The 13,856-nt window shown below is 64.9% G+C and carries 15 protein-coding genes; 9 read left to right on the top strand and 6 right to left on the bottom strand.

What is annotated here, in order from left to right; all coding sequences use genetic code 11:
* Positions 1-1,539 (bottom strand): TldD/PmbA family protein, encoded by a 1,539-nt coding sequence (locus IYX23_RS13785; protein WP_196393331.1) that lies wholly within the window; start codon positions 1,537-1,539, stop codon positions 1-3.
* Positions 1,540-1,599: 60 nt separating this feature from the next.
* Positions 1,600-2,289, bottom strand: a complete 690-nt coding sequence (locus IYX23_RS13790; RefSeq protein ID WP_196393332.1) for an RNA pseudouridine synthase — start codon at positions 2,287-2,289, stop codon at positions 1,600-1,602.
* 388 nt (positions 2,290-2,677) lie between these two features.
* Here IYX23_RS13790 and IYX23_RS13795 point away from each other — a divergent pair, with 388 nt between their 5' ends.
* The 3 genes from IYX23_RS13795 to IYX23_RS13805 all read left to right on the top strand — a co-directional run bounded on the left by IYX23_RS13795 (position 2,678) and on the right by IYX23_RS13805 (position 5,403).
* Positions 2,678-3,478, top strand: coding sequence for an enoyl-CoA hydratase (locus tag IYX23_RS13795; protein ID WP_196393333.1), 801 nt, complete (start codon positions 2,678-2,680; stop codon positions 3,476-3,478).
* A 611-nt stretch (positions 3,479-4,089) separates the two neighbouring features.
* The gene (locus tag IYX23_RS13800) at positions 4,090-4,851 is read left to right on the top strand and encodes a hypothetical protein (protein WP_196393334.1); all 762 of its coding nucleotides are present in this window, start codon (positions 4,090-4,092) and stop codon (positions 4,849-4,851) included.
* A gap of 33 nt (positions 4,852-4,884) precedes the next feature.
* A complete protein-coding gene (locus IYX23_RS13805) occupies positions 4,885-5,403 on the top strand; it encodes a hypothetical protein (RefSeq protein WP_196393335.1) in 519 nt (172 codons plus the stop codon).
* A 42-nt stretch (positions 5,404-5,445) separates the two neighbouring features.
* Here the strand turns inward: IYX23_RS13805 and IYX23_RS13810 are convergent, their stop codons facing one another.
* On the bottom strand, positions 5,446-7,152 hold the full coding sequence (locus tag IYX23_RS13810; RefSeq protein WP_196393336.1) for a hypothetical protein: 1,707 nt from the start codon (positions 7,150-7,152) through the stop codon (positions 5,446-5,448).
* 139 nt (positions 7,153-7,291) lie between these two features.
* Between IYX23_RS13810 and IYX23_RS13815 the strand changes: the two genes are divergently transcribed.
* Together IYX23_RS13815 and IYX23_RS13820 are read left to right on the top strand one after the other, a co-directional pair.
* Positions 7,292-7,828, top strand: coding sequence for a histidine phosphatase family protein (locus IYX23_RS13815; RefSeq protein ID WP_154451083.1), 537 nt, complete (start codon positions 7,292-7,294; stop codon positions 7,826-7,828).
* Positions 7,829-7,855: 27 nt separating this feature from the next.
* Positions 7,856-8,968, top strand: coding sequence for a hypothetical protein (locus IYX23_RS13820; protein ID WP_196393337.1), 1,113 nt, complete (start codon positions 7,856-7,858; stop codon positions 8,966-8,968).
* 22 nt (positions 8,969-8,990) lie between these two features.
* Here the strand turns inward: IYX23_RS13820 and IYX23_RS13825 are convergent, their stop codons facing one another.
* Positions 8,991-9,809 carry a hypothetical protein gene (locus IYX23_RS13825; RefSeq protein WP_196393338.1) on the bottom strand — a complete coding sequence of 273 codons (819 nt, stop codon included), beginning with the start codon at positions 9,807-9,809 and terminating at the stop codon, positions 8,991-8,993.
* A 74-nt stretch (positions 9,810-9,883) separates the two neighbouring features.
* Positions 9,884-10,216, bottom strand: coding sequence for a DUF6477 family protein (locus IYX23_RS13830; protein ID WP_196393339.1), 333 nt, complete (start codon positions 10,214-10,216; stop codon positions 9,884-9,886).
* 118 nt (positions 10,217-10,334) lie between these two features.
* Between IYX23_RS13830 and IYX23_RS13835 the strand changes: the two genes are divergently transcribed.
* Together IYX23_RS13835 and IYX23_RS13840 are read left to right on the top strand one after the other, a co-directional pair.
* Positions 10,335-10,679: a helix-turn-helix domain-containing protein gene (locus tag IYX23_RS13835; RefSeq protein WP_154451079.1), complete on the top strand. Its 345-nt coding sequence runs from the start codon at positions 10,335-10,337 to the stop codon at positions 10,677-10,679.
* Entirely contained in the window at positions 10,676-11,533 is an 858-nt protein-coding gene (locus IYX23_RS13840) for a DUF6456 domain-containing protein (RefSeq protein ID WP_196393340.1), read from the top strand. The genes IYX23_RS13835 and IYX23_RS13840 overlap by 4 nt, the downstream gene beginning before the upstream one ends.
* Before the next feature lie 260 nt (positions 11,534-11,793).
* On the opposite strand, the gene IYX23_RS13845 is transcribed toward IYX23_RS13840, so the two are convergent.
* Positions 11,794-12,216 carry a SufE family protein gene (locus IYX23_RS13845; RefSeq protein WP_196393341.1) on the bottom strand — a complete coding sequence of 141 codons (423 nt, stop codon included), beginning with the start codon at positions 12,214-12,216 and terminating at the stop codon, positions 11,794-11,796.
* A gap of 137 nt (positions 12,217-12,353) precedes the next feature.
* Between IYX23_RS13845 and IYX23_RS13850 the strand changes: the two genes are divergently transcribed.
* Positions 12,354-12,950, top strand: coding sequence for a LemA family protein (locus IYX23_RS13850; RefSeq protein ID WP_196393342.1), 597 nt, complete (start codon positions 12,354-12,356; stop codon positions 12,948-12,950).
* Positions 12,951-12,953: 3 nt separating this feature from the next.
* Complete coding sequence (cysE, locus tag IYX23_RS13855) at positions 12,954-13,793, top strand: serine O-acetyltransferase (protein WP_196393343.1); 840 nt, start codon at positions 12,954-12,956, stop codon at positions 13,791-13,793.
* Positions 13,794-13,856 lie beyond the last annotated feature (63 nt).

Genomic DNA, 13,856 nt, shown 5'->3' on the forward strand with positions numbered 1-13,856 from the left:
CTATGCGTCGTCGCTCGTGTTCAGCAAGCGCACATTGCGAAAGAGCGCCGGGGGGCTGCCATGCGAGACCGGCGCCACCTGCACCGGCTCGGCCTTGCCGCAAGTGAAGGTGCCGTCGAGATGATAGGCGCTCGCGTCGCATAGCCCTGCGAGAGAGTTCCAAAATTGCGTGGTGCGGCCCTGATAGGCGCCGTCGCGCAGCAGTTCGCCGAGCTGGCCGTTCCTGATCTCATAGAAGAGCTGTCCGCCGAACTGGAAGTTATCGCGCTGCTGATCGATGCTCCAGCTGCCTGCGCCCACGACATAAATGCCGTTCTCGACATCGCTGATGAGATCGCTGAAGGAGCATTTCTGAGGATTGGGCTTGAGCGAAATATTCGGCATGCGCTGAATGGGAAACGTCGTCGGACTGTCCGCATAGGCGCAGCCGTTCGAATGCGACAGGCCGATGAGATGCGCCTGTCCAAGCGCCATCTGGAAATTTTTGAACACGCCCTTTTCGACGATGGCGAACTCAGCGGCTTCCGCGGGGGCGCCGTCGTCGTCGAAGCCGATCGTGGCGAGCGCGCCGGGTTGCGCGCGATCGGCGACGATCGTCATCAATTCGGAGCCGAACTGCAGTTTGTTGAGCATATGGGGTTTGACAAAGCTCGTTCCGGCGAAATTCGCCTCCCAGCCCAGCACGCGGTCGAGTTCGGTCGAATGGCCGACCGTCTCGTGAATGGTGAGCCACAGATTCGTCGGGTCGATCACGACGTCGTAGTCGCCCGGCGTTACTGGCTTAGCGCCAAGCTTCGCGCGCGCCTCCTCGCCGGCCCGTGCGGCTTCCTCGATCAGGCCGGCGCCGACGATGTAATCCCAGCCGGCGCCGCGCGCCGGCGCCAGGCAGTCACGCGTCGCGAAACGGCCGCTGGCGCGGTCGATGGCTGTCGCCTGAAAGTTCGGCGCGACGCGCGTGCGGGTTTGATGAATGCGGCTGCCAAGGCTATTGGCGAAGAATCGCTCTTCGCAGGTCGCCGAAAGCGACGCGGAACAAAAATCCGCGCCGTGATCACGCGCGCTGGCGATGATCGAAAGCAGCAGGTCGGCCTTCTCGCCCGCGGACACTTCGAAGGGATCGACGCCCATAGGCATGATCCATTCGGCTTCATGCACGGGCAGCCGCTCAAGCGCGATCGGCTGGGTTTGTATCCGCTTCACCGCGCGGGCGTTCTCCAGCGCTCGATCGACGCCATCGCGCAGGCTCTGCGGATCGAGCCGCCGCGCGCCATAAAATCCCCAGCAGCCGTCGAGCAGCACGCGCACGCCGAAGCCCTGCGACGCCCGCTCGTCGAAACTTTCCAAGCGGTCGTCCTTGGCGAAGGCGTATTCGCGCCGCGTTTCGCCGATTCTGACGTCGGCGTAACTGGCGCCATTTTGCCTCGCGCCCGTCAGCGCGATATCGGCGAGATCGTAGAGCAGCGCGCGGTCCAGCGCGAAGGCGCTGCGGCCCCTCGCGCATGAGGCTTCGCTCGTCGAAGGCGGGGCGGCGGGCGCCATTGGTCGCTCCAAAATTCCCTCATATGTTGGTCGTTTCGGCGGTGATTTGCAATCGCCGCGTTACGGTTGCGCTTCGCTGTTCCATCCGCATGCGGCGAGCGCCTTGCCCATATGCGCGGGCGGCGCAGCGACAGCTTCCACGGGCGGCTTGCCGTCCTGCATCGGCACGCTCACCGCGCGCGCATGAAGATGTAGCGGCGCTGAGTCCTCGCGGCGACCTGAGCCGTAGATGGGATCGCCGAGAATAGGCCATCCCAACGCCTGGGCATGCACGCGGATCTGATGCGTGCGGCCGGTGTGCGGCGTGAATTCGATAAACGTCAGCGTGTTGTCAGGGCTTCCGCCAAGCACCCGCCAGGAGGTTCTGGCGGGCAGGCCGAGCGGGTCCGGCCGCATCCACCAGCCCCGCGTCGCGTCGAGCCGTCCGAGCGGGAGGTCGATTTCGCCTTCTTCGCTCGCGGGGGCGCCTTCGACCACGGCCCAATAGGTCTTGCCGATGCGGCCGGACTTGAACAACCTGCCGAGCCGCTCGAGAGCCTTACGGTGGCGCCCAAGAACGAGGCAGCCGGACGTGTCCTTGTCCAGCCGGTGGGCCAGCGCCGGCGGACGCGGCAGGCCGAAGCGCAGCTGGTCGAAGGCGTCTTCGAGGCTCGGGCCGCCCTTCGGCCCGCGATGGACGGCGACGCCGGCGGGCTTGTCGATGATCAGCATCAGCCCGTCGCGGTGGAGCAGGCGAGAAAGGAGGTCCATGGCGGGCTTATAGCAGCGATGCGCGCAAGAAGGCGGCGCTATTTCGCGGCCCGCGCGGCTTTTCCGAGCGAAACCGCGCCGCCGACGAACTCTCCGTCGTAGAAACAGCTTAATATCGCGTGCTTGACGGCGCTACAGAGAGTCGGCGGCTTGAGTTCCGTTCGTTGACCGGCGTTATGGAGATGATCTCGACGTCGTCGACGTCGGCGAAATACTCAACGAGTTTTCCCGTATATTCGACAGAGGCCGATGCGCCGACGCGCTGGTTTGCGTCGTTGACGCCGTTCATGAGGACGACCTTGTCGGGGGTGCAAACAAGCCGACATGGACGCCGAATGGCTGCTATTGAGCGATCCGGCGACGTTGAAACTTTGCTGTACGAGGAACAATGGCGATCATATCTCCGACCCCGAAGCTGCGCGTCACAATCGAATTCGGCGTCGCGCGCCTCTATATCGAAAATCCCGCCAAGCGGAACGCGTTCGACTTCGAGATGTGGCGCGCGCTGCCGTCACTGCTGCGGGCCGTCGACGCCGCGGAGGACGCGCGCGTTCTCGTCATCAGCGGGGCGCCGGGTCTGCCGTTCTGTTCCGGCGCCGACATCAGCGAATTCTCCAACCTGCGCGCGACGAGCGAGGGCGGGCGCATCTATGAGGACGCCAATGTCGAGGCCTTCGACTCGATTTCGAATCTCTCCAAGCCGACGATCGCGGCCGTGTCGGGCTTCTGCATGGGCGGCGGATTCGGAATCGCCGCGGCTTGCGATCTGCGCATCGCCGATGGGCAAGCGACATTCGCGATTCCGGCGGCGAAGCTCGGCGTCGGCTATCCGCCCTCGGCGATGGCCTATGTCGTCGCCGCGGTCGGCCCGCAACTCGCGTTCGATCTCTTTTACACGGCGCGCCGCCTGACTGCTGATGAAGCCAAGGAGCGCGGCTTCGTCAGCCGCCTCTTCGCCACCGAGAGTTTTGAAGGCGCCGTGCATGCGCTCGCCGAAACCATCGCCGCTGGCGCGCCTCTGACACTGCGCGCCGCCAAGGCGGCGATCCGCGCCGCCGCGCGCCTGCCCGGCGCGTCGTCGCATGCGCAGTGCGAAGCGCTGACGAGCGCCTGTTTCGACAGCGCGGATTACATGGAAGGGCGCGCCGCGTTCCTCGAGAAGCGCGAGCCGAACTTTTCCGGGCGCTGACGTTACTCGCAGCCGTGGCGCGCGCCGTGGCGATGGGGTCGTCGCCAGCGTAAACGCGCGCTTTGCTTAGCCAGTGCTTCGAACTGGGGTTAATTTCAGCTCGCTTTCAGCCGTCATGCCCGGCCTTGCGCCGGGCATCCACGCCGGGACATCGCGAAACGCATCGCGCGGAGGCATTCGGCTCATGTTCTGACATTTGCATCATGTCGTCGCGTGGATGGCCGCGACAAGCGCGGCATGACGCGGTGAGATGACGCCTTGTTCACCTGAATTCGGAGCCCTGTTGCTTATGCCAGTGCTTCGAACTCGGGTTCAGCTTTCTTTCAGCCGTCATGCCCGGCCTTGTGCCGGGCATCCACGCCGGGACATCGCGAAACGCATCGCGTGGAAACGGCATGCTCGGCTCATGTTCTGACATTTGCATCATGTCGTCGCGTGAATGGCCGCGACAAGCGCGGCCATGACGCGGTGAGAGGACGCCTTGTTAACCTGGATTCAGAGCCCTGTTGTTTATGCAGGTCGGCTTGACGGCGTGGGCATAGCGGTTACTGTTTCAGTGACTATTGGCGATGCCTATCCCCGTGTAGCGGCGAATTACGGGAAGGATTGTCTTGAGGCCTTTCAACAAGCGTTTGCGCAGATCATCGTCTGCCGCTGGAGGCAGGCTGCGCCTCGGCGCGCTTCTGCTCGCCGCGATGCTTTTCGGCAGGGCTGCTCCGGCCGAAGCGGCAGAGACCTATAGGGGCGATGATCCCGACTCCTACGAGTGCAGTTCGGACTACAAAATCCTCAACCGATTTTCCGCGCCGCCGGGCGTTTCCGCGGCGCGCTCGACTAAATATTCTGACATAAAGTTCACCCGCGAGAACAACGTCATCTCGGTCAAGGACGCGTCGACTTCGAAGGACTTGGCGTACATCTCGGTGGGAGAAAATACAAAATATTGCGCTTTCAAAGATGTGCACGTTATTGAAGAGAAAAAATTGTGGCGCAAGGAATGTAATACGAAATACCACGGATTTCGCCTGAGAGTCATCGTAGACGAGCAACTACCTGTAAGGCCGTTTGGTTTTCCCGGCAGATTGCCGGCGGAAAAGCAACCCTTCGATAAAATGGACCATTCCATTAATGTTAAACTTTACCGAACAGCGGATGGGAAAAAGAAGGATTTAGCGCCGCAGTGTATGGACGCAAGCGGAACGCCAGAAGTCTCTTATAGGCTTCGTTATTTGGACCAGATTGCGACGGGCAATAAATCGGCCGTGTCCATAAGTGAAGAAGCGCCGTTCGACGTCAGAGAAGCCGGCGGCTATTCCAAGTATGAGCGTGAAGCTCTGAAGAAGGCGGGGCCGGGAGTTCCGCAGCCGAAGTAGCACTCGGTTGTCCCGAAAAAATATGGCAGTGGAATGATTGTCAGCAAAACTGAAAGACGCGCGTACTATTTTGTGCTTACTATGGTCGTTCTATCGTTTGTGATTATTGGCGTTTTGCCGTTGTTTCGCCTTGCTCAATATTTATGGCCCCAAGACTCTGGGCATGACATCACAGCGTTCGTATTGTCAGCGCCTCGTCAAAATCAGCTCTTGAATCTGAACCAGCTGTTTTCGGCGGACACGATCTGCATTGTGCCGCCGGAGGCCAATATCAACGAATATATTCGGCGGGCGCTGCCCGAAAAGCAGATCCCAGTTCCGGGCGATGATGACGATTACGAGGACAATGTGGCGCGCTGGCGCATTGTCGCGAGCTGGGACGCCACGCGGCTCGTGAAAGTTTTCGACGTATGGTCAACGACGACCTCAAAGAGAAAATATCCTTTAGAGCTGTCCGCCAAAGATAGAGATGCGCTAGGCGCCATCTGTTCCAGGCGACTACGATTGAAAATAGAAACAATAAACGGAGAAGTGACAGCGACAGTGCAGTAGCGTTGGCGGACCGCCGGTTAGCAGCAGCCCCCGGCTGGCGGGTCATCGATCGGCGCTCGCCTCGACCTCGAGGCTTTCCAGAATTTCGCTCGGCTTTCGCGCCAGCACGTCGATGGCGTTGACGCCCTTTGGCGCGGCAAAGCGCAGATGCAGGCGTTTCGGCTTCTCGATATAGGCCGAGACCGCGTCGGCGATGCGCTTGGCGTTTGCCCCTGCGCCGCCGAGCGCCGTGATCGCCGTCGCGGCGGCCTTGGCGTAATCGGCGCGCGCCTTGTCGACGGACGTTTTCTGCTCCTTGGCTTCAAGTGCGAGCACGCGATCGACGAGACCATCGCCTTCGAGCGTCAGATCGACTGATTTGACTGACGCGGTGAGCATGGCGGCGCGCGAGATGAGGGGCGAAGACGAGAAGGCCGCGCTCGACACATTGCCGAAGAGCGCCGAAAGATGCGCGACGCCCATGTCTTTGGCGTCGATCGCGACGGGCTCCAGCGCCGCTTCCGACGTCTTCTCGCGCCATTCTCCAGCGGCGACGCCGGAGAGCGCGAGCTCGCGATAGCCGAGCGCCAGGAAATGCGATGTCGTCTGCGTTTCGCCGCGCGCCGAAAGATCGACGACGAAATTATCGACGCGGCCGGAGAATTTCGTCGGCGTCATGCCAAGAAAATTGTCGAACGTCGCGCTGGCGTTCTCGACGCTGAATTTCATGCGCGATGGTTCACTGATCTTTGGGTCGGGAATATCGCCGGCGACGCCGCGCAGCTCGATGCGCGCGAGCTTGGGATAGGCGGCGCCCTCTAAAACCGGCGCCAGTTGCACGTCATTCAGCGCAAATCGCTTCACCGACAGATGGCCGCCGTCCGATGCGGCGAGCGAAAAATCGTCCAAAAACATCTCGCCGGCGCCGGCGCCCGCCACTTTGCGCAGACCGACGCGCGCGATCTTCGCCGTGAACGGCTTCCCTGCGGGTTCGCCCTTGCCGGTCGCGACGATGTCATCAACGTCGATCGACGCCGCCTCGAAGGATTGAAGCGCATCCAGGACATCGCGCCTCAGCGCGGGATCGTCTTCGGGCTTCGCCGGATCGAGCTTGGCGAATCTTTCAATGAGTTTGCCGGCGGGAGTCCGCAGCGCGCGGCCGCGCACGCCCTCGATCTTCAAACGGCCCGTCGTCAGAACGAGATTGGCGCTTGCGTCTTCAAGGCGCGAAGACTCGACGACTTCCTCATCGACCAACGGCTTCAGCGGTTCATTGGCCTCGCCGCGCGCGGAGAGCGCCAGACGCGCGAGTTCGGCGAGATCGACGCCCTTGGCGACAGAGGCCCCCCAGGAGACGCGCTGAACGCCGCCTTTCGTGGATTCGATCGTTTCCTCGCCGCCGTCGCCGCGTACGGTCGCGGCCCGCCCTGAAACGACATTCTCGAACAGCAGCTTGCGATACGCGGCGCGTTCGCTGTTCGACTCATTGCGGCTTTCGCTCGACATGGAAGGCACGGCGATTCGCCGCGCCGAAATGCGCGCAAGACGCGCCGCGACATTTGCGTCGCCGCTCAAAAACAGCGCGGCCAACTCCATCGCCGGCAGACTCGCGCCTTCGATTTCGATGCGCGGGATATGATAGGTCGTCGCGCCGAGCGTGATGACGAGGTTGTCGAGCGTGAGCGGCTTTTCGCCGGCGCCCGGCGCAGGCGCCGCGAAACTCATGAGCGAAAGCGACGTCACGACGCCGATGGCGAGGGATTTGCGCATTAGAAAACCTTGGGAAGACGAACGGGGAGAGCTTGCACGCCGCGCCTTTCGGGGTAAAGAGGCGCGTAGTTTCGTCGCAGCCGGCGTTTAGCGAGGGGCGGCGCGTGGCGGCGCGGCGACGCCGTGATAGAGAGGCCGCATGCGTCGACTCCTGCTCCTGCGCCATGGCAAGGCCGACCGGCATTCGGCCGGCGGCGACCGCCAACGTCCGCTCACCCGGCGAGGGATGGAGGATGCGCGGCGCATGGGCGAATATCTGCGAGACGCCGACATTATGCCGGGCCTCGCCGTCGCCTCCGATGCGCGTCGCGCCAAGCAGACCCTCGACCAGGTGCTGGAAGCGTTCCCAGGCCATGTCACGCATCTGATCGAGAATACGATTTATCTTGCGACCGTCGACCATCTGGTCGAGATTTTGCGGCAGACGCCTGACAGGGTCGCGACGCTGCTCGCCGTCGGTCACAATCCGGGCTTCGCCGAACTTGCCTCCTGGCTCGCCGGTTCGGGCGAGGCGGAAGATTTGGCGCTGATGCGCTCAAAATTCCCAACGGCGGCGCTGGCGATGCTCGACTTCGAGACCGATCATTGGGCGGACGTCGGCAGGGGCGGGGCGCGACTTGCGCGCTTCGTCACGCCGGGCATTCTACGGGGCGAGGCGACGGAAGACCCCGACTAGCGCAGTTCGCAAACCCCCAAGGCGGCCATGCTGATCGAAGCGCTCCTGACGATGCTGGCCGTAGCTGCGCCCCATAAGGCGCCGGCGGCGATGGTCGCGCCCTGGTCGATGTTCGCCGCGACGCCAAGCCCCGCCTATCAGCCTCAAGCGCGCGCCGTGGACAATTGGCGCTTCGAAAGCGCCCTGGCGCTGGAGATGGGGCCCGTCGCCGCGATCCGCCGGGCGCTCGGCGCCGAAGCGGGCGAACCGGCCCGCTGCGTCAAGCTCAACAATTACTGGTGCATCAAGAGCGCGGGGTGGAACGGCGAGATCGCCGCCGACGCAGACGGCCATGTCGCTTTCGCTTCGGCGGAGGAGGGCGCCGCCGTCGCCGCGCTGCTGCTGCGCCGATATTACGTCAACTATGGGCGGCGCACGGCGCGCGCCATCGTCGAGCGCTGGGCGCCGGCGCAATGTTCGCTCGTGTTCGCGCCCGCCGCGCGGCGGCCGGTGGCCGCCGTAAGTCCCGATTCCAGTTCGGCGAAACCGCGCGCCCTCGCGCGCATGTTGCCGCAGCGCGTCGCCCGCAATGGGATTGCGCCGCGCGGCATCCAAAATACGCTTCGCGCGCGCTGGCTGGCGTCGCATGGGCGCGGCGGGGTCAATCTGAAGACGGCCCGGCGACCGCTCGGAAAGCCCGTCGACCTCATGCCGGCGCCCTCGATCATGGCCGGCGTCTCCGAGCTTCCCGCGCGGCGGGAAAAGCTCGCCGAGCTGATCGAACCGTCGCCTCGGACAACCCTCGCCGACCTGCCGCCGTCGCCCGCGCCGCGCCTGCCGCCGCTTGGCGTTTCGAATTGCTCCGGGGAGCAGGCGCGGATCGCCACTTACGCGGCCAACCTGGCCCAGGGCGTCGTCGGCGGTCCGAACGAGGATCTGGCGCTGTTCACCGCCGAGGGGGCGCCGACCGAAAACCTGGCCATGGTGATGGCGAATATGGCGGCGGTCGAGATCGGGCCGGCGCGACCGCGCGAAGCGCTGATCCGGATCGCCGTCGCGCAACTGCGCCAGCTGCTGGAGGCGCCCGCGAAGCCGGGAGGCGATGCTGCGCCGGCTCCCCGGGCGCAGGCGCCGGCGCGCCCGGCGCATGCGGGGCCATGACGCGCTTAAGCGCTTCTCCGCTTTAAGAGCGCGCCATCAATTCCAGCGCCAGCCCATAGACTTTCGTGCGGGCGGGTTCGGGCAGGGTTTTCAGCACCTCGAAATAGGTCTGCCCGGCGCCGCACATGCGGGCGTCTTCGAGCGGCGGCGTGGGCATCTTGCCGTCGAGCAGCGCGTCGATCTCGATCTTGCTCAGACCCCGCGCGGCGAGCGCGGTCTCCAACACCCGGAAGTCCGCCTCTGTCGGCGCGGTCCGATCGATCTTTTTGGCTTGTCCGCTGACGATCGCCTCTAATCCCGCAAGCGCCATGTCCGAGACGATCTGGCGGCGGGAGGCGGCGAATCGCTGAAAGTCGAGATTGGTCGCGCCGTAGAGGAAGGCGACGCACATGCGCTTATCCTCCCGCGCCACCGCCTGCAGCACTTCCAGCTGCTTTTCGAAGACGCGGGCGATCGGCTCAGGCTCGGCCTTCGCCGCCAGGGCGCCGCGCGAGGTGCGGATGCGGCGCACCGCCTCGGACAGATAATAATCGACGCTCTGCTCTTCTTTCGTCTGCGCGAGGCGGGTGGCGAAATCATTGATCGCCGCTTCGTAATCGGCCGTGAAGGTCTCGCGAAGTCTTGCGAAGTAGCGCGCATAATCCGGCGTCGAGGCGATCAGGGCCTCGATCTGCTGCCGCGCGCTTCCCTTGTCGACTTGCCCATTGGCGGGCGCCGCGATCCCCGATCCCGCATCGGCCATGCGCGGCGTGGGATTGAGGGCCAGCCAGGTCAGGCCGATGCCGGCTCCGACCGCGACGAGCGCCGCAGCCAGCAGCGCCAGAATTTTCTCCAGATACATCGCCGGCCTTTGCGTCTCTGATCGAAAGCGTGAAGCTTAAAGCATTGCGCAGGAGGGCGGAAGCGCGGGCGCGCTCATGCGCGATTCAACAGGCGATGAAGCCGGGCGGTCTCGGCGCGATGGGCGACGAGCAGGCTGATATGCCGGTTGAGATCATAGCTCCAATGCCCTCGCCGGGCGCGTTCGCCGCGCATCGCGCGCTCGATTTCCTTGAGCGCGGCGCGCGCCGCATCGGGCGATTCGCTGGCGATCGTCTGAGGCGACAGGCGATGGAAACGCGCCAGCGCGCGCGTGCGATCATAGGCGTTGAGACCCGCGACGAGGGCGGCGTCGAGCGCCGCGCCGGCTGCTGTGGCGAAGCGGGCGGGGCGGTCGTCTTGCGGGGCGTGAACTGGCTTGTGCGTCATGGATCATCCTCCGTGACGCAGAGAATGTTCTCCCGCGAACGGATGAGGATAAGCTTTTTGTCCTTGAATAGGATTATTTTCCAGCTTACGGTTGCCCGCCACCCAGCTGGAGACCTCGATGTTTCTCGATCCGACGCTCATTCCGGGGCTTAGCGCCGCCGCGGCCGCCGCCGCGAAGGGCGCGCCCTTCGCCGATCTCTTTTCTCCCCGCCGCTCCCGCGCTTCGGTCGCGCGGGCGCGTCAGCTCGCCGTCTATCTCCACCATGTCGCGCTCGGCGCCAGCGTTTCGGCCTGCGCCAAAGCTTTCGCGCGCGACCGCGCCACCGTCCGTCACGCCTGCGCGACGATCGAAGATCTGCGCGACGATCCGCTGTTTGACGCCGGCGCCCGCCGGCTCGAAACCGCGCTGGCCGCGCAGCGCGACATGATTTGCGCCCTCCTTTCCCAAGGGAGCGCGCAATGAAGAAAAGCGCGGGGACCCCAACCCGGGAGGAAACCGGCCGCGCCATGCGCCGGCTGCTGCAGGCGCTTGCCGAGCCGGGGGCGCGCGGTGCGCTCAGCGCGCTCGAGCCCTCGACGCTCGTCGTGCTCGCCGCGCGTAAAGGCGTCACCGTGGCGCGCGCGCGATTTGCGGCCGCCGCCTGCGACGCCGCGCTCGCCGAGGGGCTCGTGCGATGGGAGCAGGAAGGCGGCGAGCGTCGGTTGGCGCTCACCGACGCCGGCCGCGCGCATCTGCGCCGATTGTCCGCGCCCGACGTCGATCAGGCCGAGCCGTTTCGCGCCCAGCACGCATCCTATGCGCTGCGCCAGCTCGAAAAGGCCGCGCGTCCGACGCTCGTCAATGACGCGGAAAGCCCGCTCGCCTGGCTGGCGCGGCGAAAGGACCGCGAGGGGCGAAGCTTTCTCGACGCCGCGCAGCTCGAAGCCGGCGAGCGCTTTCGCCGCGACATCGAACAGGCGCAGCTCTTGCAGCGCGTGACCGCGAATTGGGAGGCGTCGATCAACGCCGCCCGCCGCGGCGCCGACGCCGGCGCCGTCTCCGAGGTTGCCATCGACGCGCGCCGGCGTCTTGCGCGCGCCGTCGACGCGGTGGGGCCGGAACTGGCGGGCCTCTTGACCGACGTCTGCGGCTATCTGAAAGGCATGGAGATTGTCGAAAGCGAACGCGGCTGGCCGCCCCGCGCGGCGAAAGTCGTGCTCAAAATCGCGCTTGATCGATTGGCGCGCCATTACGGGCTCGCGATCGAAGCGCGCGGCCGCGACCGCGCGCAGGCGCTGCTGCATTGGGGCGCCGAGGATTATCGGCCGAGAGTGTGAATTCACCCTCCCCTTGAGGGGGAGGGTCGAAGCGCGCAGCGCTTCGGGGTGGGGTGACAAATGCGAAGCGCCGAAGAAAGACGATGCGGCAAGAGCGTTGGATGGGGGTTCACCCCACCCCGAACTGCTTCGCAGTCCGACCCTCCCCCTCTAGGGGAGGGTGGGCAGCGCCGCGCAGCGTTGATCGCAATACCCCAGCATCGACGAAGCGCAGCGTCTGACTCCCTCTCCCGCGAAGCGGGGGAGGGCTGGGGAGGGGGCTACGCCGCCATCGCCTCTTTGGCTTCTTTCTTGATGCGCTCGACCATCGAGCGCAGTCCGTTGGCGCGCTGCGGCGTCAGATGTTCGGCGAGGCCGAGCTCCTTAAAGAGCGGCGCCGCGTCGGTTTCGACGATCTCCTGCGCCGGCCGCCCCGAATAGAGCGCCAGCACGAGCGCGACGAGGCCGCGCACGATATGCGCGTCGCTGTCGCCGCGAAACGCGAGCGCGGTGCGCCCGTCGGCGTCGCGCGTCGGCGTCGTTTCGAGCCACACCTGGCTGGCGCAGCCGCGCACCTTGTTCGCGTCCGTATAGGCGTCTTTCGGCAGCGGCTCGAGCGTGCGCCCAAGCTCGATGAGATAGCGGTAGCGGTCCTCCCACTCATCGAGCAGCTCGAAATTGCCAATGATCTCGTCGATCTGCATTTTGCTCCGCATCCTTCCCGCGAAGGCGCATTCTACCTCATTTCGGCGCTGCGCCGCGCCCTTTCCTTGGCGACGGCCACGCCTTACATTCCGCGCGATGATCGCTGGCGCGCCGCGCCGCTCTTTAGGAGTTTTATATGAGCGACTTTTCCCGCTGGCGCGCCGTCGCCGCCGCGATTTTTCTTAGCTTGGGTCTTGCCGGCTGCGGCTACAACACGATTCCGACGCTCGAAGAAAACGCCAAGGCGAAATGGTCGGACGTGCAGTCGCAATATCAGCGCCGCGCCGATCTCATCCCAAATCTCGTGGAGACCGTGAAGGGCTACGCCAAGCAGGAGAAGGACGTGCTCACCTCCGTCGTCGAGGCCCGCGCCAAGGCGACGTCGGTCAAGATCGACGCGGGTTCGCTGACCGATCCTGAAAAAATGAAACAGTTCCAGGAGGCGCAAAATCAGCTGACCGGCGCGCTCGGCCGGCTGATCGCGGTGAGCGAAGCCTATCCGGACTTAAAATCGAACCAGAACTTCCTCGCCCTGCAGTCGCAGCTCGAAGGCACTGAGAACCGCATCACTGTGGCGCGCCGCGACTACATCGACGCGGTGCGGGAATTCAACACCTCGCTGCGCACCTTTCCGACGCTCCTCTGGGCGAAGACGTTCTTCGCCGGCACGAAGCCGATGGCGGAATTCTCCGCGGCCGGCGCCGCGCAATCGCCGCCAGAGGTGAAGTTCTAAACGATGAGCGCCGACGCGCCGACAGAAGAGCTGATCGCGCGGGAGGCGATGTGGGCGCATATGCGCCGCGAAGCGGAGGAGGCGCTGCGTCTCGACCCGTCGCTGACGCCGCTGATGCTCGGCGCGATCCTCAATCGCGCGTCGCTTGAAGAGGCGGTGGTCCATCGCATCGCCGCGCGACTCGGCGCCTCGGCGGTGGATGCGGAGACGATCGCCGACGCCTTCATGCAAGCTGTGAGCGACGATGAGACGATCGCGGCGGCCTTTCGCGCCGATCTCGCCGCCTATGTCGAGCGTGATCCCGCCTGCGGGCGGATGATCGAACCGCTGCTCTATTTCAAGGGCTTTCACGCCATCCAGTCGGCGCGGCTGGCGCATGCGCTGTGGGGCGGGCGGCGCCACGATTTCGCTTTCTACATCCAGAGCCGCGCCTCGGACGCGCTGGCGGCGGACATTCATCCGGCCGCGCGTTTCGGCAAGGGGCTGTTCCTCGATCATGGCACGGGCTTTGTCGTCGGCGAGACGGCGGTCGTCGACGACGACGTTTCGATCCTGCACGGGGTGACGCTCGGCGGCACGGGCAAGGTCGCGGGCGACCGTCATCCGAAGGTCGGGCGCGGCGTGATGATCGGCGCGGGCGCCAAGATTCTCGGCAATATCGAGATCGGCGCCTGTTCGCGGATCGCTGCGGGCTCGGTGGTGCTGCAGTCGGTTCCGCCCAATTCCATCGTCGCCGGCGTTCCGGCGAAGGTGGTCGGGACCGAATCGCTTATGGAGCCGGCGCGCGACATGGACCAGATCCTTCGCGGCCTCGCCTATGATTCTTTCGATTACGTCATCTGACCCGCGCCTCAGCGTCCGCTGAGCGCCGGGGCGATTGAGGGTTGCGCAGGGCCACGGTTCTCC

Source organism: Methylocystis sp. L43 (genome assembly GCF_015709525.1).
Lineage (GTDB): Bacteria > Pseudomonadota > Alphaproteobacteria > Rhizobiales > Beijerinckiaceae > Methylocystis.

What these genes read in the sequence shown, in the direction of transcription:
- IYX23_RS13785 (WP_196393331.1), bottom strand. Translation starts at nt 1,539, where the DNA reads ATGGCGCCCGCCGCCCCGCCTTCGACGAGCGAAGCCTCATGCGCGAGG.
- IYX23_RS13790 (WP_196393332.1), bottom strand. Translation starts at nt 2,289, where the DNA reads ATGGACCTCCTTTCTCGCCTGCTCCACCGCGACGGGCTGATGCTGATC.
- IYX23_RS13795 (WP_196393333.1), top strand. Translation starts at nt 2,678, where the DNA reads ATGGCGATCATATCTCCGACCCCGAAGCTGCGCGTCACAATCGAATTC.
- IYX23_RS13805 (WP_196393335.1), top strand. Translation starts at nt 4,885, where the DNA reads ATGATTGTCAGCAAAACTGAAAGACGCGCGTACTATTTTGTGCTTACT.
- IYX23_RS13810 (WP_196393336.1), bottom strand. Translation starts at nt 7,152, where the DNA reads ATGCGCAAATCCCTCGCCATCGGCGTCGTGACGTCGCTTTCGCTCATG.
- IYX23_RS13815 (WP_154451083.1), top strand. Translation starts at nt 7,292, where the DNA reads ATGCGTCGACTCCTGCTCCTGCGCCATGGCAAGGCCGACCGGCATTCG.
- IYX23_RS13820 (WP_196393337.1), top strand. Translation starts at nt 7,856, where the DNA reads ATGCTGATCGAAGCGCTCCTGACGATGCTGGCCGTAGCTGCGCCCCAT.
- IYX23_RS13825 (WP_196393338.1), bottom strand. Translation starts at nt 9,809, where the DNA reads ATGTATCTGGAGAAAATTCTGGCGCTGCTGGCTGCGGCGCTCGTCGCG.
- IYX23_RS13830 (WP_196393339.1), bottom strand. Translation starts at nt 10,216, where the DNA reads ATGACGCACAAGCCAGTTCACGCCCCGCAAGACGACCGCCCCGCCCGC.
- IYX23_RS13835 (WP_154451079.1), top strand. Translation starts at nt 10,335, where the DNA reads ATGTTTCTCGATCCGACGCTCATTCCGGGGCTTAGCGCCGCCGCGGCC.
- IYX23_RS13840 (WP_196393340.1), top strand. Translation starts at nt 10,676, where the DNA reads ATGAAGAAAAGCGCGGGGACCCCAACCCGGGAGGAAACCGGCCGCGCC.
- IYX23_RS13845 (WP_196393341.1), bottom strand. Translation starts at nt 12,216, where the DNA reads ATGCAGATCGACGAGATCATTGGCAATTTCGAGCTGCTCGATGAGTGG.
- IYX23_RS13850 (WP_196393342.1), top strand. Translation starts at nt 12,354, where the DNA reads ATGAGCGACTTTTCCCGCTGGCGCGCCGTCGCCGCCGCGATTTTTCTT.
- cysE (WP_196393343.1), top strand. Translation starts at nt 12,954, where the DNA reads ATGAGCGCCGACGCGCCGACAGAAGAGCTGATCGCGCGGGAGGCGATG.